We start from the raw sequence: 22,691 nt of genomic DNA, 5'->3' as shown, positions 1-22,691 counted from the left end.
TTTAAAGTAGTCTTTTTTAGTTTAATTGTATTTCTTAAGCAATAATCAAGTATAAACAAAAATAAACAAAAATAATATTGCTATAAACAAAAGTGTATGGTATATTACTTTTAAAGAAAAGAGGGAATAGTCAGAAAATTAATAGATTAGAGGTGAAAGAAATGTCAGAGTATCTGTTGGAACTCAGAAACATTGTAAAAGAATTCCCAGGAGTGAAAGCGCTTAACAATGTGGATTTCAAGTTGAAAAAGGGTGAAATTCATGCATTGATGGGAGAAAATGGTGCAGGTAAATCAACATTTATAAAAATAATCACAGGGGTTCATCAACCAAATGAAGGAGAAATATATGTTAAGGGAAAAAAAGTTGTATTTAATGATCCGAAAGAAGCTATCTCACATAATATTTCTGCAATTTATCAACACGCAACAAATTATCCTAATTTAACTATTACAGAAAATGTTTTTATGGAAAATGAAATAATACACAAAATTACTAGGAAAATTAATTGGACAAAAATGCATGAGGAAACAAGGGGTCTTTTGCAAAGCTTAGGGTCGAATTTAGACCCTACAAGGGAAATAAGTTCTTTAAGTGTTGCAGAGCAACAAATAGTCGAAATTGCGAAAGCGCTTTCCCAGGATGCGGAAGTTATTATTATGGATGAACCAACTGCTGCATTAACACATCGTGAGAGTGAACAGTTATATCATATTGCTGAAAATCTAAGGGATGAAGGTGTTGGAATTATATTTATATCACATAGATTTGAAGATATGTTTCGGCTAGCTGATACGGTTACAGTTTTACGTGATGGTAATTACATAGTTAATTGGCCAATAGAAGAGGTAACACATGATAAACTTATCCAAGCTATGGTGGGTAGAGAGATCAAGAAGTTATATCCTGAGAAACATAATGAAATAGAAGAAGAAATTTTACGTGTTGAGAACATAAGTAAGAAGGGGTTCTTTCAAGAAGTTTCATTTCAATTGAATAAAGGTGAAATATTAGGATTAACTGGACTAGTTGGTGCAGGTAGAACTGAAGTATGCCAAAGTATTTTTGGAATCAATCCAATAGATGAAGGAGCAATTTATATTCATGGAAAAAAAACTGAAATTAGTTCACCAATTAAAGCTATAAAAAATGGTATACATTATTTACCTGAGGATAGACAGGATCAGAGTCTGATAATGTCATGGGAAATTTATAAAAATATAACTTTATCTTCTTTAAAAGATTTTTCAAAATATGGTCTAATCGATGAAAAACAAGAATTAGAGATATCAAAAAAACTTAGTGAAAAATTAGAAGTTAAGACTCCATCAGTGTTTTATACAGTAGACTCGTTGTCTGGAGGAAACCAACAAAAAGTATCTATTGCTAAGCTTCTAACTCATGATGTGGATATTTTAATTTTTGATGAACCGACAAAAGGTGTTGATGTGGGAGCGAAATCATCTATTTACAATATTATTGCCGAATTAGCGGAACAAGGATATGGAATAATTTTAATTTCTTCAGAAATGACCGAAATTTTAGGATTAAGTGATCGTATTATTGTAATGAAGGAAGGGAGATTGACAAAAGAGTTTGTACAAGAGGAAGCAACGCAGGAATTGATTTTAGAAGCGGCAATGTCAGAGTGAGGTGATAGGGATGACAGAGAATAAAGCCAAAGAAAGCTTATTGTTAAAAGTTGCAAAACACAGGGAGTTTGGATTAATTGTTTTTATTATATTGCTATCCATTATCATTCAAGTGATAAATTCTAGTTTTTTAACATTAAGTAATTTAAATGATTTATTAACAAATACTTCTATATTAATAATTCTGTCTATAGGAATGTTAATGATTTTGTTGACTAGGGGTATTGATTTATCTATTGCTGCAACACTTGCTTTATCAGGAATGATCACTGCGCAAATGTTGAAAATATTCCCCGAAACACATCCAATCATTGCTATTTTAATAGGGGTAGGTATTGGAATTATATGCGGATTGATTTTAGGTATTTTAGTATCAAAAATTGGCATATTACCAATCATTGCATCTTTGGGGCTTATGTATGTATACAGAGGTTTAACATTTATGGTTGCAAAAGGTGAGTGGGTAAATGCACATCAAATGCCGGCATCATTTAAAGCAATTGCTACTAGCAAAATATTAGGTGTTAATACACTTATTTTTATTGCAATTATTGTATTCCTGTTCTTTTGGTACTTTATGACATATACAATAACGGGAAGAAGAATTTATGCTGTAGGAAGTAATCCGGAATCAGCAATTATATCAGGAATTAAAGTAGATAGGATTTTAATTTTAGTTTACTGTATGATGGGAGGACTTGCTGGTTTGTCTGGAGTGTTATGGGTTTCACAATACGCTTCGGCACAAGGGAATACAGCAAGTGGATATGAATTAACTGTCATTGCTGCTTGTATTTTAGGTGGTGTAAGTATTAATGGAGGAATTGGAAAAATAACAGGGGTATTATTAGGAGCTATATTACTAGGAATATTAAATAACGCTCTCCCTCTAATACATGTTTCACCATTTTGGCAAATGGCAATTGAAGGTGGAATAATTCTATTTGCAGTTATATTTAATGTCATTGTAAATAGACGATATGAAGAAAATCAGCTATTAAGGCGGGTGATATAAATGTCTACAGATAGCTTAGCATCTAAAAGAATTATATCTAATAAAAGGGAATTTTCGTTGAAGAATTTCTTTCTGCAATGGGAATGGCTATTAATATTAATTTTAGTGTTTGTTATATTTTTTAACGGTTTTCTATCTCCTTATTTTTTAAACATAGATAGTATTTTAGGTTCAAGTATGACATTTTTAGATAAGGCATTTATAGTGTTTCCTATGGTTTTAATTATGATTATGAGAGAAATAGATATATCTGTTGGTTCGACAGTAGCATTATCAGCTGTGATAATGTCAGTCTTGTATAATGCAGGTGTTCCAATGGTAGCCGCAATAATAATTTGCTTATTAGTTGGAGCTTTGTGTGGTATAATTAACGGTTTTTTAATTGTTAAATATCAATTATCTGCTGTAATAGTGACCTTATCAACAATGATACTTTATAGGGGGTTAGCATATGTCATATTAGAAGACCAATCTGCAGGTGATTTTCCAAGTTGGTTTAGTTATTTTGGTTGGGGATATGTAGGGAAAATACCATTTATATTAATTTTATTTTTAATATTTACAATCATTTTTACTATTGCATTACATAAAACAACATTTGGCAGAAAGGTTTATGGTATTGGAAGTAATCCAAAAGCAACAAAGTTTTCAGGGGTAGAAGTGAGTAAAATAAAAATAATCGTATTTACAATTGCAGGTATTTGTGCGGCAATTACTGCGATTTTTTTAACATCGAGAATGGGAAGTACACGACCAAATGTTGCTGATATGTATGAATTGGATGTTATCGCAATGGTTGCTTTAGGCGGGATAAGTACTGCAGGCGGTAAAGGTAAAATGTTAGGTGCTGTAATTGCGGTATTTATTATTGGTTATTTACACTATGGTTTAGGTTTAATAAATGTCCCTGCACAGTCGTTGTTGGTTATTACTGGGTTATTATTAATATTATCTGTAACAGTAACGAATTTAAAGTTTCGCAAACGTAAAAAATAAGGGAGGAATAGTAATGAGTAAAAAATTAAGTTTTTTGTTTACAATTGTTGCGATATTTGTTTTAGCACTTGGGGCTTGTAGTAATGATGCTACAAAAAATAAGGAAAATAGTGGTGGAGGAGGTGGGGAAGGTGGAAAACGTCATGCGATTGTATATAAAAACACCGGGAACCCGTTTGGTGAAAAGTTAATGGATGGTTTTAAAGATGCTATCGAATCGAATGGTGATGAAGCTATTTTACGAGCACCAGATTCTCCAACGGTAGAAGGACAAGTGCAAATAATTGAGGAATTGATTACACAGCAAGTGGATAGTATTACTGTTGCAGGTAATGATGAAGATGCTTTAGAGCCTGTACTAAAAAAGGCAATGGAACAAGGAATAAAAGTGTTATCAACGGATTCAGCTGTAAATGAAAATAGTCGTTTAGTTCATGTTAATCAAGCAGATCCTGAAGGAGTAGGAAGAGTTCAAATTGAAGCTATTGCTGAAATGATTGATTATGAAGGAGAAATTGCAGTATTGAGTGCCACATCTCAGGCTACAAACCAAAACTTATGGATTGAATGGATGGAAGAAGAGTTGAAGGACGATAAATACAAAGACATGGAGTTAGTGAAAGTTGCATATGGAGATGATTTAAGAGATAAGAGTGTTTCTGAAACAGAAGCATTATTAAAATCCTATCCGGATTTAAAAGGTCTTGTATCACCTACTACAGTTGGATTAGCAGCGGCTTCTAAGGTCATTACTGATAAAGGTGTTCAAGACGATATTAAAATTACAGGTCTTGGATTACCAAGCGAGATGGCAGAATATATTAGCAGTGGTGTTGCACCATGGATTTACTTGTGGAACCCTATCGAACTAGGATATTTAGCGGGAGAAACAGCTATTGCATTATCGGATGAGACTATTGAAGGAAATGCAGGGGATACATTTGAGGTAGAAGGGTTAGGAGAGTTTGAAGTAGTAGAAAGTGAAACGGGAGAAGGAACAGAAGTTCTTTTGGGTGAACCATTTAAATTTGATGCTGAAAATATCGATGAATGGAAAGATGTATATTAATTTAAACACATACAATTTAAATACAGGGGGGATATTAAATGAATTTGCCAAGGATTCCTGAAGAAGAATTTGAAGTAAGAAGAAAGAAATTGCAAGAGAAAATGAAAGAAGAAGGATACGATTTATTATTTATATATGCAAATGATGGTGCTGTTTTTGGACAGGAGCATACAAGGTATTTATTTAATTATACACCACATTTTGAAGATGCTTGTATTTTAATGCCATCTGAGGGTGAGGCGCTTTTAGTTACAGGCTATGAATCAGAGGAGTATGTGAAGACTACTTCATTTTGTCGGAATGTTCAAGTTGTAGAGGAATTTAATTACGGTGCACATGACTTCCCTTTTGCAAATGTTGTCTCCTTAAAGGCAGCAATTCAAAATGTACAAACTTTATATAACAAGCCGGTTGAAAAAATAGGCGTTATAGGTAAGGAAAAAATGACAATTGATTTTTATTATTTATTATTAGATGCAATTGATAACAAAGATTTAGATGAAGTGGACCAAATGATATTAGATTTACGTTTATATAAAACTGAAAATGAGATTAAAGTAATTGAATACGCTTACTACATTGCGGAGAAAGGAATGGAGGCAGCAATCAACGCCATTAAAGTCGGGAAAACAGAACGTGAAATTGCGGCTGACGCTGAATATGTGATGCGTAATTTAGGGTCAGAAGGTATGGGAATTGATACAATGGTAGCTTCCGGAAGTGTGAATAGTGCACCGATAATTGCAAGGACAACTTTTAAAAAAATCGAACAAAATGAATTGGTTGTTTTAACGATAGCTCCTAGATACGAAGGATATCACGCAGCAATTGCTAGACCGGTTATACTAGGTGAAGTTGATCCAGCGGTAGAGGAAGCGATAAAAGCTGCAATAAAGGCTCAAGAGGTAGCACAAGAGTTATTAGTCCCAGGTAATAATGGAAATGAGGTTGATAGTGCTTCACGGAAAGTTGTTGAAGAAAAAGGCCTTGAAAAGCATTTTGTTTATACGGGAGGGCATAGTATTGGTGTGAGTGAATTCGAACCTCCATCCCTTAATGCAAGTTTTAAACAACCTATTGCGGAAAACATGGTATTTTCAATTGATATACCAATTTTCTTTAATGACTGGGGAGGTTTCCGATATGAAAATGGATTCCATATAACAGCTGATGGTGCGCGACCGTTACAAAAATTAGACAAGGATGTTATTAGAATTCAGTAATAGAGATAAAATAAAAAAGAATAGATTATTACTATTTTTATGTAATAATCTATTCTTCATTATTTATAACAATACATAGATATAGTAAAAAAGTGCATATAGTTATTCATAATAAAGAGAAAGAACACTGTTATTACTTAAGTTATGGATATTTTATGTTATAATGGTCGAGAAAAAGTGAGTTAAGGAAGTGTAACAAATGTTAGCTGTAGAAAGACACTTAAAAATAGTAGATTATATAAATATGAATAAGAGTGCACGTGTTTCAGAGTTAAGTAAAATGTTTTCTGTTACTGAAGAAACAATCAGGAGAGATCTTGAGAAATTAGAGAAAAAAGGGAAATTACTTCGTAGTCATGGAGGGGCTGTCGTAGTTCAGTCTTCTGATAAAATTGAAACTTCCTTTTCTGAACGGGAAGTAACAAATGTTTTAGAAAAAAGTCAGATAGCAGAAGAAGCAATAAAACTAATTGAGGAAAATAATAAAATAATATTAGATGCTAGTTCAACAGCTTGGTATATGGCAAAAAAACTTCCAAATATTCCCTTAACTGTTATGACAAATTCTATAAAGGTAGCGATGGAGTTAAATGAAAAATCAAACATAACAGTTATTTCTACTGGGGGAACATTGTTATCGAAGTCATTATCTTTCGTTGGAAGTTTAGCAGAGTCCTCATTTGACCTATATCATTTTGATAAAGCTTTCATTTCCTGTAGTGGAATAGATATAAAAAAAGGATTGACAGAGTCAAATGAGCAACAGGCTAGAATAAAAGAACAAATTATAAAAAATGTTGATGTGGTAAATTTAATGATTGATCACACTAAATTTCATAAAATCTCTTTTTCAAAAATATGTAATATGTCAGAAATTGATTATTTAATTACTGATAAAACAATTGATGATCGACTAGAACAGAAATGTTTAGAAGATGAGATAAATGTAGTTTATATATAAAGAAATTGACTAATTCACCCTTAGCAACACTTCGCTAGGGGTGAATTGATTACAAATAGAAAAATTGATGTTAATTATAATGTTCAATTATTATTAAAGAATTCTTTTGTAAAACTGTAATATGCTTTTAACTAATATGGATCAGCTTCTTTACTTTTCTGAATTGCTTGTTTCGTTGCTTTATTTGCATCTGTTGAACTTTGTCCAAATTTAGAAGCCCCTGATGCTCGACCAAATAACGGATTTTCTCCGTCCTTTTGCACCTTTTTCAATTGTTGATTTATTCCTTCTTTTACACGTCTTCCGTAATCTTCATCTGCTTTTGTGAAATGCTCAATCATTGCTTCCTGAATTTTAGTATCACATACAGCTAATGCTTCAGATAAATTTTGAATTAATTCTTCACGTTCCCATTTTTCAAAACTACGATATGTTTCACCTGCTTGGCCATAGTTATTCGGGCGATCAATTGGCGCGCTCATTACTTTATCATTGTATGCAGGTTCATGAGGCATTCGCTCATTTTCACTTGCCTCTTTATAGCCACCGAGCATGGACGGTTCATAATTAATATGAGGATTTTCTTCAAATTGTTCACGACTACGATAATCCATTTGAGCACGACGTTGATTTGTATGGACCTTAACTTTCGGTGCGTTTACTGGAAGTTGTAAATAATTTGAACCAATACGATAACGTTGTGTATCAGAATAGGAAAATGTTCTTCCTTGTAACATTTTATCATCCGAAAAATCCATTCCATCGACAAGTACCCCTGTACCAAAAGCGGCTTGTTCAATTTCGGCATGAAAATCAATTGGATTTTCATTTAATACGAGCCGTCCAACAGGGAGCCATGGAAACTTATCTTCTGGCCATAATTTCGTATTATCTAATGGATCAAAATCCAGTTCAGGGTGATAACTATCTTCCATTATTTGCACAAATAATTCCCATTCAGGATAGTCGCCTCGTTCTATCGCTTCATATAAATCTTGTGTTGCGTGACTAACATTTTTTGCTTGAATTTTATTTGCTTCTTCTTGTGTTAAATTTCGAATACCTTCTTTAGGTTCCCAATGATATTTTACTAACACAGCTTCCCCTTTTTCATTTATCCATTTATACGTATTCACTCCAGACCCTTGCATATGTCGGTATGATGCTGGGATTCCCCAAGGGGAAAATAAAAGTGTAATCATATGAGTTGCTTCTGGTGATTTGGAAACAAAATCAAACATTCGCTGTGGATGGGAGATATTAGATGCGGGGTCAGGTTTAAATGCATGGATCATATCTGGGAACTTCATCGCATCACGAATGAAGAATATTTTCAAATTATTACCGACTAAATCCCAATTTCCATCTTCCGTATACATTTTAACTGCAAATCCACGTGGGTCTCGAGCTGTTTCGGGTGAATCTTTTGCACCTGCAACAGTTGAAAATCGAACTAAAACAGGTGTTTTCTTCCCAGCTCCTGAAAAAACCTTGGCTCTCGTATATGTTTCAACAGGTTCATCTCCAACTTTTCCATAAGTTTCAAAATAACCAAAAGCTCCCGCGCCACGAGCATGGACGACACGTTCTGGGATTTCTTCTCGATCAAAATGTGATATTTTTTCTATAAAATGATAATTTTCTAATGTTGCAGGGCCACGGCTTCCAATTGTACGAATATTTTGATTGTCTACAACAGGTCGTCCTTGACGAGTTGTTAAAGTTTTACGTTTCATTTCATTATTTTCCATAAAAAAACTCCTTTCATCATCCATATGTTATATATGCCCATCATGGAGAAAAATATGAGCAATAAATGAATGTAAAAGGAGTTATTCACATGTTGTAATTTATAAAGATATATATTTAAATATAAACCGTATAATCTTCTGGAAGGACTCGTTTTAAAAACTGTCGTGTACGTTCTTCTTTAGGATGAACAAAAATCTCTTTTGGTGTACCTTCTTCAACTACAACTCCATCTGCCATAAATATAACTTTATCGGCAACTTGACGAGCAAAATCCATTTCATGTGTTACGACAACCATCGTAATTCCATCATGTGCAATTTCTTTCATTACTTCTAAAACTTCTCCAACAAGTTCAGGATCTAATGCAGAAGTCGGTTCATCAAATAAAATGACATCTGGGTTTAATGCGATGGCACGTGCAATTCCAACACGTTGTTGCTGTCCTCCTGATAATTGGACAGGATAAGCATCTAGTTTATCTTGTAAACCAACTTTTTCTAATGCTTGCACACCAATTTTTTCTGCCTCGTCTTTTTTCATTTTACGTGCAATGATCAGTCCTTCTGTCACATTTTCCAAAGCCGTTTTATGTTGAAATAAATTGTAATTTTGAAAGACGAATGCAATCTTTTGTCTTAATGCATGAATTTCTTTTTTTGTTGCAGTCTTTGTATCGATTGTTTTATCTTGGAAAATGATTTCTCCAGCGTCCGCTCGTTCTAAAAAATTAATCGAACGGAGGAGTGTCGTTTTACCTGAACCACTAGGGCCTAAAATGACGACAACATCTCCTTTTTCGACGGAAATATCGACACCTTTTAAAACATGGTTATCCCCAAATTGTTTATGAATATCTTTTAGCTGTAACATAGATCTCCCTCCTATGCAGCACTAGGTTGCATTTTGTATTTAGATAATTTCTTCTCATATTGACGAAATAAAAACTCAATAGTCATACATAATAGTAAGTAGACGATAAAAATATCGATATATGCTTCTACATAATTGTAATTTACATTCGCTGCCACTTTCGCCTTTAACGTTATTTCATGTAATGAGATAGCATATCCAAGCGATGTAGCTTTCACTAAATTAATCGTTGCGGTACATAAGTTTGGCATGGCAACAATTAATGCTTGCGGAATAACAATTCTTCGATATGCTTGCACTGTGTTCAAACCAACTGCATATGCTGCCTCTATTTGACTTCGATCCACTGCGGATAATGCGGAACGAAAGACTTCAATGAGAATAGCAGTCGTATTAAATGCGAAGATGATAAACGCATACCAAATTGGATGTATATCATACACATTCACATTTATATTGTTCGCAGTAAAAAAGATATCTAATAGCAATGGAACACTACTATATACAACAAAAATTTGTACAATAACAGGTGTTCCTCGAACGAATGAAATATATAATCGAACGAATTGTTTGATGAAAGGTACATTATTTAAGGAAGAAAGTGCGAATGCAAATCCTGTCGGTAATGCAAAGAGCAGTGCAACAACCGTTACAAGTAATGCAATCGGTACACCTGATAATGCAACAAGAAACGTTTGAAATAAAAAAGGATAATCTAATCCATTCGTCAATGAACTCCCCCCTTATGCAATATGTCCTTTACGGAATATTTTTTCTAACCATTGGAATACTTTTTCAATACATAATGATAAAATCCAATAGATGAATGCTAATGCAAGAAATATTTCTAATGCATGTGTATTAAAGTTATCGGCAATAATTAATTCTGCTTTTCCAACGACGTCAATAAGTCCGATTGTGTATGCAATCGCACCTTCATGTAATAAAAGAACAAAACTGTTACCGAAATTCGGTAATGCGATTAAAAATGCTTGTGGAAAAATGATTCGTCGAAACACTTGAAAAGGGGTCATCCCAACAGATAATCCTGCTTCTATTTGGCCTTTATCAAGTGCATCATACGAAGAACGAAACACTTCTGAAATAATTGCTGCAAACTGTAAGGTAAAAGCGATAATGACAAAAATAATTTTTTCGATATGGTGAATATTTACACCGAATGACATAAATATATATGGAATTCCATAATAAACGAGGAATAATAAAACGATTGAAGGTGTACAACGTAAGACTGTTGTGTAGCCTTCAGCAATTTTTTTAATCCAATTTTTAGGTTGAATTTTCATCCAAGTGAGGAGCAACCCGAACAATGTTCCGAATAATACACTCCAAAATACAAACGTAAATGTCACTTTTAAAAAAGGGAGGAGCGCTGGTATAGCGCCCCATAAGTAGGATATGTCAAAGTATTTTTCCAATCTGCATCCGCCTCATTCCTCTTGTAATAATTCAAATAAATCTCGCCCATAAAATTCTGTACTTAATTCATTTGTAATTTTTTCTTCCCGTACTTCTTTCATTGCTTGATCAAAGTCATCTGCAAATTGCTGTTCTTGTTTATTGAATAAAGGCCATGTTTCAATGACATCAAATTCGTTATAAACGACTTCGTCTCTTAAATTGTAATATGGACCATCTTTATCGAATACTTGTTTTTCTGCCATACCTTCAATAATAACACCGCCATCGACTCGTCCTTCGTTCACCCATTGAATGACATCAACTGTAAATGTATCACCAGCTTTTAAATCAACTTTATTATCTGGATTTTCTTCGTTATATTGCTCAATTACAGTATACTGCGCATTATTTGCTGCAATTGGCGCAAGTGAATAACCAGCTTTTGCAAAATCTTCTAAACTCTTAATATCCTCATCTTCTTTTTTTAACAATAAGCCGATACTACTTAAGCCGATAAATTGTTCTGGATAAATGAATTTTTTTGTTCTTTCTTCCGTATAAAATGCATTTTTCACTCCGACTTGGTATTTACCTTGTTCAACACCTAATAAAAGATCGTCATCCGATGTACCAACAAATTCAAATTCATATTGAGGCAAACGTTTTTCTACTTCTTGTAAGACTCTTACATCGTAACCATTTGGTTCTCCATTATCATCTGTATATGTCATTGGTTTACTATTTTGTACGTATGCTACTTTTACTTTACGAACCTCGTCTCCACTTGTATCTGTTGATGCACAACCAGCAATAACCATTCCTACTACAATGATTAACATGATTTGTACGATATGTTTTTTCATTTCCATCCCCCATTATCTTAATTAATCATACCAATATACTTGGGATTATAATATGCAATTTCAAAGAAAATGTCAAGTTAAATAATGAGACTATTTTGATTTTACTAGAAATGTATTTTGGGACCAATTTACAATTTAATCCAGTTCATGTATAATTTATTATTATTTATGCACATACAATAGGAGAGGATCATGCATATGTTGAAGGAATTTAAGGAATTTATTGCACAAGGGAATGTGTTAGATTTAGCAATCGGTATTATAATCGGTGCTGCATTTGGTGAAATAGTAAATTCATTAGTGGATAATATCATTATGCCAATTGTTGGTTTATTTATGGGTGGTATTGATTTTACAGGTCTATCCATTCAAATTAAAGATGCGGAAATCGCATACGGAATGTTTATTCAAAACGTGGTAAGCTTCTTTATTATCGCATTTTCTATTTTCCTCTTCGTTAAATTAATTAATAAATTAAGAAGGAAAAAAGATGAGGAAGCGGAAGAAGAAGTGGATGAAAACATTCAATTGTTATCAGAAATCCGTGATTTACTAAAGAAAAACTAAGTAGATAACATAATAAATAAGTCTAGGAAACAAAAATCAATACGAATAAATATAATAGAGAAGTGTGGGAAATTTTCTGTAGGATAATAGCCTCGATAAGTCTTTTTTGAAAGACAATGACTTATCGGGGCTTTACTATGATTCGGGGAGGAAAAACATCTTTTTATGGCGATTCATCTACCTATAATTGTTCATATTTTATAAATGATTTTGTTTTCCTAGTTTTTTTGTGTAAACGTACATTTTCGGTAAGAATTTGTTATAATTTACATAGAGGTGGATAGGCATGAGTGAATTAAAATATTATGTACGACATCAACAAAATTATTTACGTGATAAGTTATTATTAATTTGTAAAGATGAGGCAACGAAGGACTTTTTTCAACGACAGATTCCAGGTAGTCGTTTTGAGCGTTTAACGAGGGACCAAGCAGAACATGTATCACGTATCGGGATGCATGGGAAGATTGTTACATTCGGTTATACGTATAAATTAACAGAAGAAGAAATGAATCAAATTAGTACATTAGACTTTGATCGTACTGCTGCAATTATTGCAGAGGGAAATGCACGATTATATAAAGAAGCTATAGAGAAAGGATTGGAACGATGAAAAAAGTAGTTGTAGATGGATTTGAATTAACGCCATCATACACAAAAATATTATTAGAGGAATTAAAAGATTATAAAGTAAAAAACGAGGCTGATTTAGAACGTTTTTTATCTGGTTATTGGTATACGAAAGATATGGGACATAAAAGTCATTTATTACTAAGCCCTTCACCAAAAAAGCCAAATTTTGCATTGCCATTTGATGAAGCATAAATGTTGCCAATTTGTCATTGTTTCATAAGTTACATCCCTTGATTTGATCGCTTGTTAATAATATATTATATATACTGGTAAGTTGAGTAATTATGTTCATAATACTCAACTTCTTTTTATTGTTAGAATGAAATCGAGGGAATAAACATGAAAAAAATACTTAGTTTTATAATCGTAATCATATTATTACCAGTACTTACTATACATGCTGCCATTACGGGAAGCATTGACATATCAGCAGTAGAATTAATTCGTGGCTTGTTTACAGGGGAGGATCCAAATGTGGCGATCATTCAGGATTTACGTTTTCCACGAATTATTATTGCGTTATTTGCAGGAGCGATGTTGTCTGTATCGGGGGTACTATTACAGTCAGTAATGCGGAATCCATTAGCAGAACCAGGTATTATTGGTGTCTCCTCAGGTGCAGGATTTATGACGATACTCGTCTTATTTTTCTTTCCAACGTTATATTTTTATGCACCTTTATTCGCCTTTATTGGTGGTGCGATTGCATTTTTACTCGTGTTTTCACTGTCATGGAAATCTGGGTTAAACCCTTTGCGAATGATTTTAATTGGGGTGGCAGTGAATGCGGTGTTCGTAAGTTTAAGTCAGCTGTTTTCGGCTAGTGGTAATGGTGTTGTGCAAGCCGTTTCAGTTAGTACATCGACATTATCCATGAAAACATGGAATGATGTTCAAATTATCGTTTTATATGGAACGATTGGATTAATTTTATCGATTATTTTTTATCGTTATTGTAACCATCTAGCTTTAAAAGATAAAACGTTGAAAAATTTAGGATTTAATGTGAATCGTGCTCGTTTTATCATTGCAGCAATAGCAGTATTACTCGCTTCGATTGCCACAGCAATTGCAGGAATGTTTACATTCGTCGGATTACTCATTCCACACATAGGTCGAGCTTTAGTAGGAACAGACCATAAGGCACTTATTCCGTTTTCTGCATTGTTAGGTGCGTGTTTAATTCTACTTGCAGATACATTAGGTAGAACATTATTAGCGCCTATTGAAATCCCAGCATCGATTATTATGGCTGTGATCGGTGGTCCATTCCTCATATTCTTACTTAGAAAGAGTGATCGGATTTATGGAAATTAAAAATATATCATTTGCATACGAAGATAAGGTAATTCGTTTAAAAAATATCGAAAGTAATATTCAAAAAGGGGAAATTACAACGATTCTAGGTCCAAATGGTTGTGGGAAATCTACGTTAATGGGAGTCATGACAAATAATAACCGTCCTATGCAAGGAGATATCACGTTGCAAGGGAAATCATTGTCTAGTTATAAACCGAAAGAACTTGCACGGACATTAGGTGTCGTGCATCAAGATAATCATGCACCTAGTGATATGACGGTGGAAAAACTTGTGTATTACGGGCGACTACCACATCGAACAACGTTTTCGTCTCAATCTGATGAAGATGAAGAAAAGGTAAAATGGGCGTTAGAACGAACAGGATTGTATGATAGAAAAGATATGGCAATCGATGCATTATCAGGTGGTCAGCAGCAACGTGTTTGGATTGCAATGGCACTCGCGCAAGATACACCGTATTTATTTTTAGATGAACCTACAGCGAATTTAGATATTTATTATCAATATGAAATTTTAGAATTAGTAAAGCAGTTATCTGAAGAAAATGGGCTAACCGTTGTCATGGTGTTACATGATATTAACCAAGCGATTCAATATAGTGATAACATTATAGCGATGAAACAAGGGGAGATTATAGCAAGTGGAGATCCAAAAGAAATTGTTACAGAAGATTTAATCGAAAAAATATACGGTGTTCATGTCGTTGTAAAAGATGACGAAAAAATAGGGAAATATATCGTTCCAATAGGAATTTAAATAAGGAGGGCAAAAATGGCTAAAAAGAAACAAAAATCACCGGTAAGAAAAAGCATTTCGATTTTTATTACAGTTACTTGTTTAGCTGTTTTTGTCTATGCATCATATGGTTTATTTGATGCGGTATATGATTATTATAATAATCGTAAAATGTTAAAAGAAGTACAAGATGTATTTTATGATAATGAAGTGGAAGAAGAAGCGCGTCCACTTGGCATGATTCGTTCAGGATTTGATAATCTACTAGAAATGAATCAAGATGTTGTCGGTTGGATTACGGTTGATGGAACACAGATTGATTATCCAATTTTACAAGCGGAAAATAATGACCAATATTTAACACGAAATTTTGAAGGTGATGAATCACGTGCAGGAAGTATCTTTTTAGATTATCGGAATGATATTTTAAGTGAAGATTTTAATACGGTGGTATATGGTCATCGGATGAAAGACGGATCGATGTTTCAACATATTACGAAATTTTTAGATGAAGATTTCTTTAAAGAACATCGTACATTCGATTTTGATACGTTGTTTAAAAGCTATGAAGCGGAAGTGTTTGCCGTTTATAACACGGTAACAGATTTTAATTATATTGAAACACGATTTGATTCAGATGCAGAATATACGGCTTTATTAGATGAAATAAAAGAGCGTTCCAAATTTGATGCTGGAATTGATGTATCAGCAGATGATCGAATTCTAACATTATCGACATGTGATTATATGTTAGACCCTGAAAAAGGCCGACTCGTTCTCCATGCAAAATTGACTGAAAAATAAAAAGAGCTTAAGATGGATGGAAATTGTAAGCATGAAACAAGAAAGATAAAAGACATGAAGCGAAAGAAATGAATTTACCGCTAATGTTGCCGACATTGATATCGTTAATATTAGAGAAAAATCTTTCGAACGGATGGATACTTTGTCCTTATCTTTCTTTTAGTTTCAACGTATATATACATTCAGTCTATAGCTCTTTTTTATTTTGTTAAAAGTCTTAGCCCTTTAATATCGCCGATATGAATTCCTTCATGCCAAGTGATGAATTGTAAGGATGAATCGACTGTTTCAAGTAACATTCCATTTAAATCACGTACTTTTGATACGTCATTTTTTAACTTTCCTTTAAAAAAGTTTTCAATACGACTTTCTTGTTCCATAAGGGCATTCATAATTTCCTCACGTGTAGGAACAGGATCATTTTCTTTCCATTCGGACGGACGGGAACCATCTAAAAACAATGGCATCCATTCTTGATGTGTGATTTCATAGGAATGGTCTGCATCATGCATGAAACCTTCTGCTTCCGCATAAATATGGCCAGCTAACCACCGAATATTGTTCGGCCAATTGTGTGGTTGTTCATCCCACACTTCTTCTCCCAATTGTTTTAATAAAATTAATGTAGAAGTGCGTGAATATTTAAATAGCGTCATTGATTCCACTTATATCAGCTCCCCTATATTTTTTGCTTCTTCCTTTATTATACTATAATGAAAACGGCTTCTCATATAATCTGTTTATATTACATTATCGATTATATCACCAGCAACAGATGAGATGGATGAACTAATAGAATTATTTGGTAATGATGCTGAAGAGGTGCAAGTCCGTGATCAAGACGGGATGTATATAAATGCAAAATTATTACAGTCGCTAGTGTGGAATGAAAAAGGTAATTTCCGTAAATTATTTTTTTACTGGAATTACCTATTCATCAGCTCCTGCATGTTCAATAATTTCAGTTTTATCATACTGAAACTTTTCGGGATTATCCATATGTGCAAAGTAACGAACCATACATTATACTTTATGTTCATAAAGTGTGTGCTCTGCGAGGCTGTTGGCTCTGCCAACAAAACCCTGCATACTGATTACCAGTATGCACAAAACCTTTAAGACCTTTCTTTTTTTTACGAGAAAAAAGAAACAAAAAAACCTGACCTCTGCTGCCCGAGCAGGAGGGGTGTTTTGCTCTCGTTCCGTTTAAAAGTTGGCAAGGGACAGGTAGTATTTTTTTGTCTCAGCACTCTAACAGTTTTTTGTAAAAAGTAATGTGCATTGCTATCACAATTGTAAACACGATTATCATTCGTATTTCTATATTTTATATTAAGGAAACAATCGTACGCCCTTTTATTTTACCAGCTAAAATTGCTTCTAATGTTGCAGGCAATTCCTCTAAAGTGACTTCGTGTACAACATCATTTAATGTGTTTGGCTTTAAATCTGAGGCCATTCTTTCCCAAATTACTTTCCGTTCATTCATCGGACAATAAACGGAATCGATTCCTAACAGATTGACCCCACGTAAAATGAATGGGAATACAGTTGTTTCTAGTTTTGGTCCTCCAGTTAATCCCATTACAGAAACCGCACCACCATATTTTATTGTACTTAAAATATACGATAAAGTTTTTCCACCAACAGGATCAATCGCACCTGCCCATAATTGTTTATCTAATGGTCGTACTTTTTCCGGTTGCAATGCTTCCCGTGAAATAATATTTGTAGCACCGATGGAACGTAGGAAATCATGTTCGGTTTCTTTTCCAGTACTTGCAGTTACTTCATAACCTAATTTATGTAACATGGAAACAGCGATGCTTCCAACACCACCTGTTGCCCCACTTACTAAAATAGGACCGTCCTCTTTTTTAACTCCACTAGTTTCAAGGCGATGTACCGCTAATGCTGCTGTAAATCCAGCTGTTCCATATATCATCGCTTCTTTTAATGTTAAACCATCTGGTAATGGAACGACCCATTCACTACTCACACGAGCATATTCACTAAATCCTCCATGTTGGGATACGCCAATTTCATAGCTTGTCGCAATCACTTGTTGACCGACCGTAAATGCATCGTTTGTACTTTCGACGATGACACCTGCTAGATCGATACCAGGAATATGAGGGTAATTTCGAACGATATTTCCGTCTGGGATAGATGCTAGTCCATCTTTATAATTGACGCTTGAATAATGTACCTTAATTAATATGTCACCTTCAGGTAAGTCCGTTTGTGAAATGTTTTTTAATTCAATAGAAAAATCATCTTCTTGTTTATCAACGATTAATGCTTTAAATGTTTCCATGATTCATTCTCCTTTATAAAATATTAATCTAAAATTTCCCACCCATTTTGCTTTGCAACGATTTGTAGAGTATCATCTGGGTGGACACAAATAGGTTTTCCGACAAGTTCAAGAATCGGTATGTCAGAGTAACTATCTGCATAGGATATACTGTCATTCCATTGAACATGTTTACCTTTTAATGCTTTTTGGATGAGGTGGCATTTTGTTATGCCATGTACATGTGTAATCGGTTCTGTTGAATGGTATACCCCATTTTTATACGGAATATTCGTTGCAATGATATGAGATACCGGTAAGTCTTTTGTAACATATTCAACTAATGGTGTAAATGCCCCAGAAACGATATAAATTTCCATGCCATCCTTTGCATGTTGTTCTAATCGGCTTTTTACAGTTGTATTGATGTCAGGAATCATTTTTTCTGCTACCGTCTTAAAAAAATGATGGACTTCTTCCGTCGTCAGTCCTTGAAACGCATTAAGATAAGATTGCATCATGTTATATTTCATTTTATCTTCTTTATATAATTTACATTTATAAGCTAAATAAGGAAGTAATGCAGCTGAGAAAAAAGAACGGTATCGTTTTTTGTAAATAGGATGATGTTTTAAATGTTTCATTAATAGTGGAAAGGTTTCCTTCTTATATAAAGTGCCATCAAAATCGAAAATTGCAATGTTCATTTTATCACCTTTTTTATATAATATGTTAAGAATACACATGAAAATAGCGTATTGCAAGAAACCGATATCATATCTGTCATAACAATCTTGTAAGCTATTACAAAATAGTTGATTTTAATTGAGAATACTGTTATTTTAGTAATACAATAAGTTTATATAAAGGGGGAAACATTACATGAAAAAACGTTCACTATTTACAATATTATTATTGTTCGCGCTTTCACTCGTTCTAGTTGCATGTGGTGGAAATTCGAATGATGGTGGAAACAATGGAGGAAATAATGCTGGTGGGGAAACACCAGATTTCTTAAGTTTCCTAACTGGTGGAACGAGTGGTACCTACTATCCATTAGGTGGAGCTATTGCCAAAATTATTACAGATGAAACAGGTATTCAAACAGACGCATTATCTTCTAACGCATCAGCAGATAATATTATCGCATTACGTGATGGCGAAGCTGAAATTGCATTTACACAGACAGATGTTGCATCAGATGCTGTTGCAGGGGAAAATGCATTTGAAGGGGAGCCAGTTGATACTGTATTAGCAGTAGGTTCTTTATATCCTGAAACAATTCAGATTGTAACGACTAAAAAATCTGGTATTGAGTCTGTAGAAGACTTAAAAGGTAAAAAAGTATCGGTTGGAGCACCAGGATCAGGTACTTATGTAAACGCTGAACAAATTTTAGAAATCCATGGTTTAACGATGGATGATATTGATGCACAAAACTTAGACTTTGGTGAATCAGCAGGTGGAATTAAAGATGGAAATATCGATGCTGCATTCATTACAGCAGGAACACCAACTGGAGCGGTAGAAGAATTACAAGCTACTGCTGAAGTAAACGTATTACCAATTGAAGCTGATAAAGCGGAAGAGTTAATTGAAAAATATCCATACTATGCAAATGATACAATTGAAGAAGGTACGTATGGATTAGAATCAGACGTCGAAACAGTTGCTGTAATGGCAATGATCGTTGTTAAAGATGATATTTCTGAGGATGCAGTTTATGACATTACAAAAGCAATCTATGAAAATACAGATGATATTGCTCACGCAAAATCTGAGTTCATTTCATTAGATTCAGCACTTGATGGAATCGGCTTTGATTTACATCCAGGTGCGAAGAAATACTACGAAGAGCAAGGTTTAGAGATTGAATAAAAATTAAAAGAAAGGCTGGTGGTTACACATCACCAGCCTTTTTCTCCCCTATAGGTGTTGGTTTTGTTGAAAAAGATTGTAAGTTTTATCGTAATGATATGTTTGATTGCAATTATTTTTATATTTATACCACAAAAACAAGTGTTGATTTTCTATGAAAAAAATAGTGAAAATATTGCTGCTTATATGCCTACATTTGAGGATCAACACTTTCATATTACATTTGTTCATTCTATTCATTTAACAGATGTGGTGGAAAAATATCGAATCACATCAGAAAGTAAAATAGAGCAACATGAAATTGTATTTGAAGAGTTTGGAATAGGAATGCCATCGACGGTAGAAGAGGAAGAAGAATTTTTTTACGAAGATGGAAAATATCATATAAAAAATTTGAACAACGTATTTGATGACATGAAAATACGTAATGGGAAAACAGTATCGGAACATCGCTTTACTTGGTATGACAAAACCGGCGATAAACATACTGTTTTATTCAATGACTTTTTTGAGCCTGGAAACTGGTATACCGTAAAGGTTGAACATATATCATTATTTAGAGCGTGGAAAGAGGTGAAGATTCATGACTGAATCAAATGACAACAAAGAAAAAGAGCTAGAAGAAAAGGAAAATAATGAAACAGAAGGTGCTACTGAGCTTAGTGCAGAAGAACAAGAGGAATTATTGAAGAAATTTGATGCTGAATCGAATACACGTAGTTTAACTGGGATTGCATCATGGATTGTATTCGGCCTATTAATTTCTTTCTCCTTATTCCAGTTATATACAGGAGCGTTTGGACAGTATACAGCATATATTCAACGTACTGTACACTTAGGATTTGCGCTTGTACTTATTTTCTTATTATTCCCAGCGCGAAGAAAGACAGTTAAAAATAGTGTACCATGGTATGATATGATTTTAATTTTATTAGCGATTATCGTTTGTGGCTACTGGCCAATGTATTATGATACTTTAGTGCAACAAGTAGGGACGATATCAGATGCACAATTGGTTATTGGTGGAATCGCGATTTTACTTGTGTTAGAAGCTTCACGACGTGCGGTTGGATTACCAATTATGATTATCGCATCCGTATTTTTGTTATACGCTTATTTTGGGCCACATATGCCTGGGATGTTCGCGCACCGAGGATTAACGTTACACCAATTAGTTGATTCAATGTTCTTTACGACAGAAGGTATTTTAGGTACACCACTTCAAGTATCTTCTACGTATATTTTCTTATTTTTACTATTTGGAGCGTTTTTAGTTCAAACAGGTGTAGGAAACTACTTTAACGACTTAGCGATTACAATTGCTGGAAAACGTACAGGTGGACCAGCGAAAGTTGCTATTTTCTCAAGTGCATTACAAGGGACCATTTCAGGAAGTTCTGTTGCAAATACAGTTACAACAGGTTCCTATACGATTCCAATGATGAAACGTTTAGGATACCATCGTAACTTCGCTGGTGCGGTCGAAGCGGCTGCATCAACAGGTGGGCAAATTATGCCACCAATCATGGGTGCTGCGGCATTCTTAATGATTGAATTTGCTGGTGTGCCATATTGGGATATTGCGAAAGCAGCATTAATTCCAGCGATATTATATTTTGCTGGAATTTGGATTATGACACACTTGGAAGCGAAAAAGTTAGGTTTACATGGGCTTCCAGCAGATCAAATTCCGAAAAAATCGACGGTATTTAAAAAGATTCATTTATTATTACCGATTATTATTATCGTTATATTATTATTCCAAGGCTTAAGTATTGAAAGAACAGCTTTATACGGTATTTTATCTACTATTATCGTTAGTTTACCGTTGAAAGAAACACGTATTAATTTTTCTCGTTTTATTGAAGCTTTAACTTCAGGGGCGAGAACTGCTTTAGGTGTAGCGGCAGCAACAGCGTGTGCTGGGATTATTGTAGGAGTTGTAACAAAAACAGGTTTAGGTTTAAAAATGGGGAACAGTTTAGTTAGTATGGCAGCATCTATTTCAACAAATGTGCAGATGCAGTTAATGTTAACCTTGATCTTTACGATGATTACATCGTTAATTTTAGGGATGGGATCGCCAACGACTGCGAACTATATTATTACATCTACCATTGCATTACCGGCAATTATTGCTTTAAATGAAGCTTTACCTGTATCGATTGAAATTTTAGCTGCACATATGTTTGTATTCTACTTTGGTATTGTAGCGGATATTACACCACCGGTAGCATTAGCGGCCTTTGCAGCCACCGGTATTTCCGGGGGAAGTCCGATTCAGACCGGAGTGAATGCTTCGAAATTAGCGATTGCAGCCTTTATCATTCCATATATGTTCGTATTACAGCCAGCTTTATTAATGATTGATACGAACTTCTTTGAAATCGTCTTAATTTTAATTACAGCGATAGCAGGAATGATCGCAATTGGTGCTTCGATGATAGGTTATTGGTATGTGAAATTAAACTGGTTCGGTAGACTAATCTCCTTAGTTGGTGGGGTTGCATTAATGTACCCTGGAACATATACAGATATTATCGGAGTAGTGATTTTCGCACTCATGTTAATCTTCCAATTCACAAAAATGAAGGGGAACAAAGCAACACCACAATCAGCTTAATAAGTTGATAT

The 22,691-nt window shown here is 34.1% G+C and carries 24 protein-coding genes; 15 read left to right on the top strand and 9 right to left on the bottom strand.

Annotation, left to right across the window (positions count from 1 at the left end):
* Positions 1–161: 161 nt before the first annotated feature.
* From WKT09_RS09880 to WKT09_RS09855, 6 genes are all read left to right on the top strand, one after another.
* Positions 162–1,652, top strand: coding sequence for a sugar ABC transporter ATP-binding protein (locus WKT09_RS09880; protein WP_340415871.1), 1,491 nt, complete (start codon positions 162–164; stop codon positions 1,650–1,652).
* 10 nt (positions 1,653–1,662) lie between these two features.
* Positions 1,663–2,667, top strand: coding sequence for an ABC transporter permease (locus tag WKT09_RS09875; protein WP_340415870.1), 1,005 nt, complete (start codon positions 1,663–1,665; stop codon positions 2,665–2,667).
* On the top strand, positions 2,668–3,663 hold the full coding sequence (locus tag WKT09_RS09870; protein ID WP_340415869.1) for an ABC transporter permease: 996 nt from the start codon (positions 2,668–2,670) through the stop codon (positions 3,661–3,663). It abuts the gene before it with no gap.
* Positions 3,664–3,676: 13 nt separating this feature from the next.
* Positions 3,677–4,732, top strand: a complete 1,056-nt coding sequence (gene rhaS, locus WKT09_RS09865; protein WP_340415868.1) for a rhamnose ABC transporter substrate-binding protein — start codon at positions 3,677–3,679, stop codon at positions 4,730–4,732.
* A gap of 38 nt (positions 4,733–4,770) precedes the next feature.
* Positions 4,771–5,955 (top strand): M24 family metallopeptidase, encoded by a 1,185-nt coding sequence (locus tag WKT09_RS09860; protein ID WP_340415867.1) that lies wholly within the window; start codon positions 4,771–4,773, stop codon positions 5,953–5,955.
* Between the two features lie 199 nt (positions 5,956–6,154).
* Positions 6,155–6,916, top strand: a complete 762-nt coding sequence (locus WKT09_RS09855; RefSeq protein ID WP_340415866.1) for a DeoR/GlpR family DNA-binding transcription regulator — start codon at positions 6,155–6,157, stop codon at positions 6,914–6,916.
* A 131-nt stretch (positions 6,917–7,047) separates the two neighbouring features.
* Here the strand turns inward: WKT09_RS09855 and WKT09_RS09850 are convergent, their stop codons facing one another.
* From WKT09_RS09850 to WKT09_RS09830, 5 genes are all read right to left on the bottom strand, one after another.
* Positions 7,048–8,667 carry a catalase gene (locus WKT09_RS09850; protein ID WP_340415865.1) on the bottom strand — a complete coding sequence of 540 codons (1,620 nt, stop codon included), beginning with the start codon at positions 8,665–8,667 and terminating at the stop codon, positions 7,048–7,050.
* A 115-nt stretch (positions 8,668–8,782) separates the two neighbouring features.
* Positions 8,783–9,538, bottom strand: a complete 756-nt coding sequence (locus tag WKT09_RS09845) for an amino acid ABC transporter ATP-binding protein (protein WP_340415864.1) — start codon at positions 9,536–9,538, stop codon at positions 8,783–8,785.
* A gap of 11 nt (positions 9,539–9,549) precedes the next feature.
* A complete protein-coding gene (locus WKT09_RS09840; RefSeq protein WP_340415863.1) occupies positions 9,550–10,269 on the bottom strand; it encodes an amino acid ABC transporter permease in 720 nt (239 codons plus the stop codon).
* Between the two features lie 12 nt (positions 10,270–10,281).
* Entirely contained in the window at positions 10,282–10,977 is a 696-nt protein-coding gene (locus WKT09_RS09835) for an amino acid ABC transporter permease (protein ID WP_340415862.1), read from the bottom strand.
* A gap of 12 nt (positions 10,978–10,989) precedes the next feature.
* Complete coding sequence (locus tag WKT09_RS09830) at positions 10,990–11,823, bottom strand: transporter substrate-binding domain-containing protein (RefSeq protein WP_340415861.1); 834 nt, start codon at positions 11,821–11,823, stop codon at positions 10,990–10,992.
* Between the two features lie 198 nt (positions 11,824–12,021).
* On the opposite strand from WKT09_RS09830, the gene mscL reads away from it, so the two are divergent.
* From mscL to srtB, 6 genes are all read left to right on the top strand, one after another.
* The gene (mscL, locus tag WKT09_RS09825) at positions 12,022–12,390 is read left to right on the top strand and encodes a large-conductance mechanosensitive channel protein MscL (protein ID WP_340415860.1); all 369 of its coding nucleotides are present in this window, start codon (positions 12,022–12,024) and stop codon (positions 12,388–12,390) included.
* Positions 12,391–12,676: 286 nt separating this feature from the next.
* Positions 12,677–13,003 (top strand): hypothetical protein, encoded by a 327-nt coding sequence (locus tag WKT09_RS09820; RefSeq protein ID WP_340415859.1) that lies wholly within the window; start codon positions 12,677–12,679, stop codon positions 13,001–13,003.
* Positions 13,000–13,215, top strand: coding sequence for a hypothetical protein (locus WKT09_RS09815; RefSeq protein ID WP_340415858.1), 216 nt, complete (start codon positions 13,000–13,002; stop codon positions 13,213–13,215). Before WKT09_RS09820 ends, WKT09_RS09815 begins: the two co-directional genes overlap by 4 nt.
* A gap of 147 nt (positions 13,216–13,362) precedes the next feature.
* A complete protein-coding gene (locus WKT09_RS09810; RefSeq protein WP_340415857.1) occupies positions 13,363–14,340 on the top strand; it encodes a FecCD family ABC transporter permease in 978 nt (325 codons plus the stop codon).
* On the top strand, positions 14,330–15,100 hold the full coding sequence (locus tag WKT09_RS09805) for an ABC transporter ATP-binding protein (protein ID WP_340415856.1): 771 nt from the start codon (positions 14,330–14,332) through the stop codon (positions 15,098–15,100). The genes WKT09_RS09810 and WKT09_RS09805 overlap by 11 nt, the downstream gene beginning before the upstream one ends.
* A 15-nt stretch (positions 15,101–15,115) precedes the next feature.
* Complete coding sequence (srtB, locus tag WKT09_RS09800) at positions 15,116–15,883, top strand: class B sortase (protein ID WP_340415855.1); 768 nt, start codon at positions 15,116–15,118, stop codon at positions 15,881–15,883.
* Between the two features lie 200 nt (positions 15,884–16,083).
* Here the strand turns inward: srtB and WKT09_RS09795 are convergent, their stop codons facing one another.
* The 4 genes from WKT09_RS09795 to WKT09_RS09780 all read right to left on the bottom strand — a co-directional run bounded on the left by WKT09_RS09795 (position 16,084) and on the right by WKT09_RS09780 (position 18,886).
* Positions 16,084–16,539 (bottom strand): DinB family protein, encoded by a 456-nt coding sequence (locus WKT09_RS09795; protein ID WP_340415873.1) that lies wholly within the window; start codon positions 16,537–16,539, stop codon positions 16,084–16,086.
* A gap of 274 nt (positions 16,540–16,813) precedes the next feature.
* Complete coding sequence (locus tag WKT09_RS09790; protein ID WP_340415854.1) at positions 16,814–16,903, bottom strand: Rep family protein; 90 nt, start codon at positions 16,901–16,903, stop codon at positions 16,814–16,816.
* Positions 16,904–17,210: 307 nt separating this feature from the next.
* Entirely contained in the window at positions 17,211–18,200 is a 990-nt protein-coding gene (locus WKT09_RS09785; RefSeq protein ID WP_340415853.1) for an NADPH:quinone oxidoreductase family protein, read from the bottom strand.
* Positions 18,201–18,223: 23 nt separating this feature from the next.
* A complete protein-coding gene (locus tag WKT09_RS09780; protein WP_340415852.1) occupies positions 18,224–18,886 on the bottom strand; it encodes an HAD family hydrolase in 663 nt (220 codons plus the stop codon).
* Between the two features lie 175 nt (positions 18,887–19,061).
* Between WKT09_RS09780 and WKT09_RS09775 the strand changes: the two genes are divergently transcribed.
* From WKT09_RS09775 to WKT09_RS09765, 3 genes are all read left to right on the top strand, one after another.
* Complete coding sequence (locus WKT09_RS09775; protein WP_340415851.1) at positions 19,062–20,057, top strand: TAXI family TRAP transporter solute-binding subunit; 996 nt, start codon at positions 19,062–19,064, stop codon at positions 20,055–20,057.
* Between the two features lie 66 nt (positions 20,058–20,123).
* Positions 20,124–20,648, top strand: coding sequence for a DUF1850 domain-containing protein (locus WKT09_RS09770; protein ID WP_340415850.1), 525 nt, complete (start codon positions 20,124–20,126; stop codon positions 20,646–20,648).
* The gene (locus WKT09_RS09765) at positions 20,641–22,680 is read left to right on the top strand and encodes a TRAP transporter permease (RefSeq protein WP_340415849.1); all 2,040 of its coding nucleotides are present in this window, start codon (positions 20,641–20,643) and stop codon (positions 22,678–22,680) included. The genes WKT09_RS09770 and WKT09_RS09765 overlap by 8 nt, the downstream gene beginning before the upstream one ends.
* The last annotated feature ends 11 nt before the right edge of the window (positions 22,681–22,691 follow it).

It is taken from the genome of Pseudogracilibacillus sp. ICA-222130 (genome assembly GCF_037892545.1).
GTDB lineage: Bacteria > Bacillota > Bacilli > Bacillales > Amphibacillaceae > Pseudogracilibacillus.
Note: the sequence above shows the minus strand (reverse complement) of the source record. Positions and strands in the feature narration are given on the sequence as shown.

What these genes read in the sequence shown, in the direction of transcription:
- WKT09_RS09880 (WP_340415871.1), top strand. Translation starts at nt 162, where the DNA reads ATGTCAGAGTATCTGTTGGAACTCAGAAACATTGTAAAAGAATTCCCA.
- WKT09_RS09875 (WP_340415870.1), top strand. Translation starts at nt 1,663, where the DNA reads ATGACAGAGAATAAAGCCAAAGAAAGCTTATTGTTAAAAGTTGCAAAA.
- WKT09_RS09870 (WP_340415869.1), top strand. Translation starts at nt 2,668, where the DNA reads ATGTCTACAGATAGCTTAGCATCTAAAAGAATTATATCTAATAAAAGG.
- rhaS (WP_340415868.1), top strand. Translation starts at nt 3,677, where the DNA reads ATGAGTAAAAAATTAAGTTTTTTGTTTACAATTGTTGCGATATTTGTT.
- WKT09_RS09860 (WP_340415867.1), top strand. Translation starts at nt 4,771, where the DNA reads ATGAATTTGCCAAGGATTCCTGAAGAAGAATTTGAAGTAAGAAGAAAG.
- WKT09_RS09855 (WP_340415866.1), top strand. Translation starts at nt 6,155, where the DNA reads ATGTTAGCTGTAGAAAGACACTTAAAAATAGTAGATTATATAAATATG.
- WKT09_RS09850 (WP_340415865.1), bottom strand. Translation starts at nt 8,667, where the DNA reads ATGGAAAATAATGAAATGAAACGTAAAACTTTAACAACTCGTCAAGGA.
- WKT09_RS09845 (WP_340415864.1), bottom strand. Translation starts at nt 9,538, where the DNA reads ATGTTACAGCTAAAAGATATTCATAAACAATTTGGGGATAACCATGTT.
- WKT09_RS09830 (WP_340415861.1), bottom strand. Translation starts at nt 11,823, where the DNA reads ATGAAAAAACATATCGTACAAATCATGTTAATCATTGTAGTAGGAATG.
- mscL (WP_340415860.1), top strand. Translation starts at nt 12,022, where the DNA reads ATGTTGAAGGAATTTAAGGAATTTATTGCACAAGGGAATGTGTTAGAT.
- WKT09_RS09820 (WP_340415859.1), top strand. Translation starts at nt 12,677, where the DNA reads ATGAGTGAATTAAAATATTATGTACGACATCAACAAAATTATTTACGT.
- WKT09_RS09815 (WP_340415858.1), top strand. Translation starts at nt 13,000, where the DNA reads ATGAAAAAAGTAGTTGTAGATGGATTTGAATTAACGCCATCATACACA.
- WKT09_RS09810 (WP_340415857.1), top strand. Translation starts at nt 13,363, where the DNA reads ATGAAAAAAATACTTAGTTTTATAATCGTAATCATATTATTACCAGTA.
- WKT09_RS09805 (WP_340415856.1), top strand. Translation starts at nt 14,330, where the DNA reads ATGGAAATTAAAAATATATCATTTGCATACGAAGATAAGGTAATTCGT.
- srtB (WP_340415855.1), top strand. Translation starts at nt 15,116, where the DNA reads ATGGCTAAAAAGAAACAAAAATCACCGGTAAGAAAAAGCATTTCGATT.
- WKT09_RS09795 (WP_340415873.1), bottom strand. Translation starts at nt 16,539, where the DNA reads ATGACGCTATTTAAATATTCACGCACTTCTACATTAATTTTATTAAAA.
- WKT09_RS09790 (WP_340415854.1), bottom strand. Translation starts at nt 16,903, where the DNA reads ATGGTTCGTTACTTTGCACATATGGATAATCCCGAAAAGTTTCAGTAT.
- WKT09_RS09785 (WP_340415853.1), bottom strand. Translation starts at nt 18,200, where the DNA reads ATGGAAACATTTAAAGCATTAATCGTTGATAAACAAGAAGATGATTTT.
- WKT09_RS09780 (WP_340415852.1), bottom strand. Translation starts at nt 18,886, where the DNA reads ATGAACATTGCAATTTTCGATTTTGATGGCACTTTATATAAGAAGGAA.
- WKT09_RS09775 (WP_340415851.1), top strand. Translation starts at nt 19,062, where the DNA reads ATGAAAAAACGTTCACTATTTACAATATTATTATTGTTCGCGCTTTCA.
- WKT09_RS09765 (WP_340415849.1), top strand. Translation starts at nt 20,641, where the DNA reads ATGACTGAATCAAATGACAACAAAGAAAAAGAGCTAGAAGAAAAGGAA.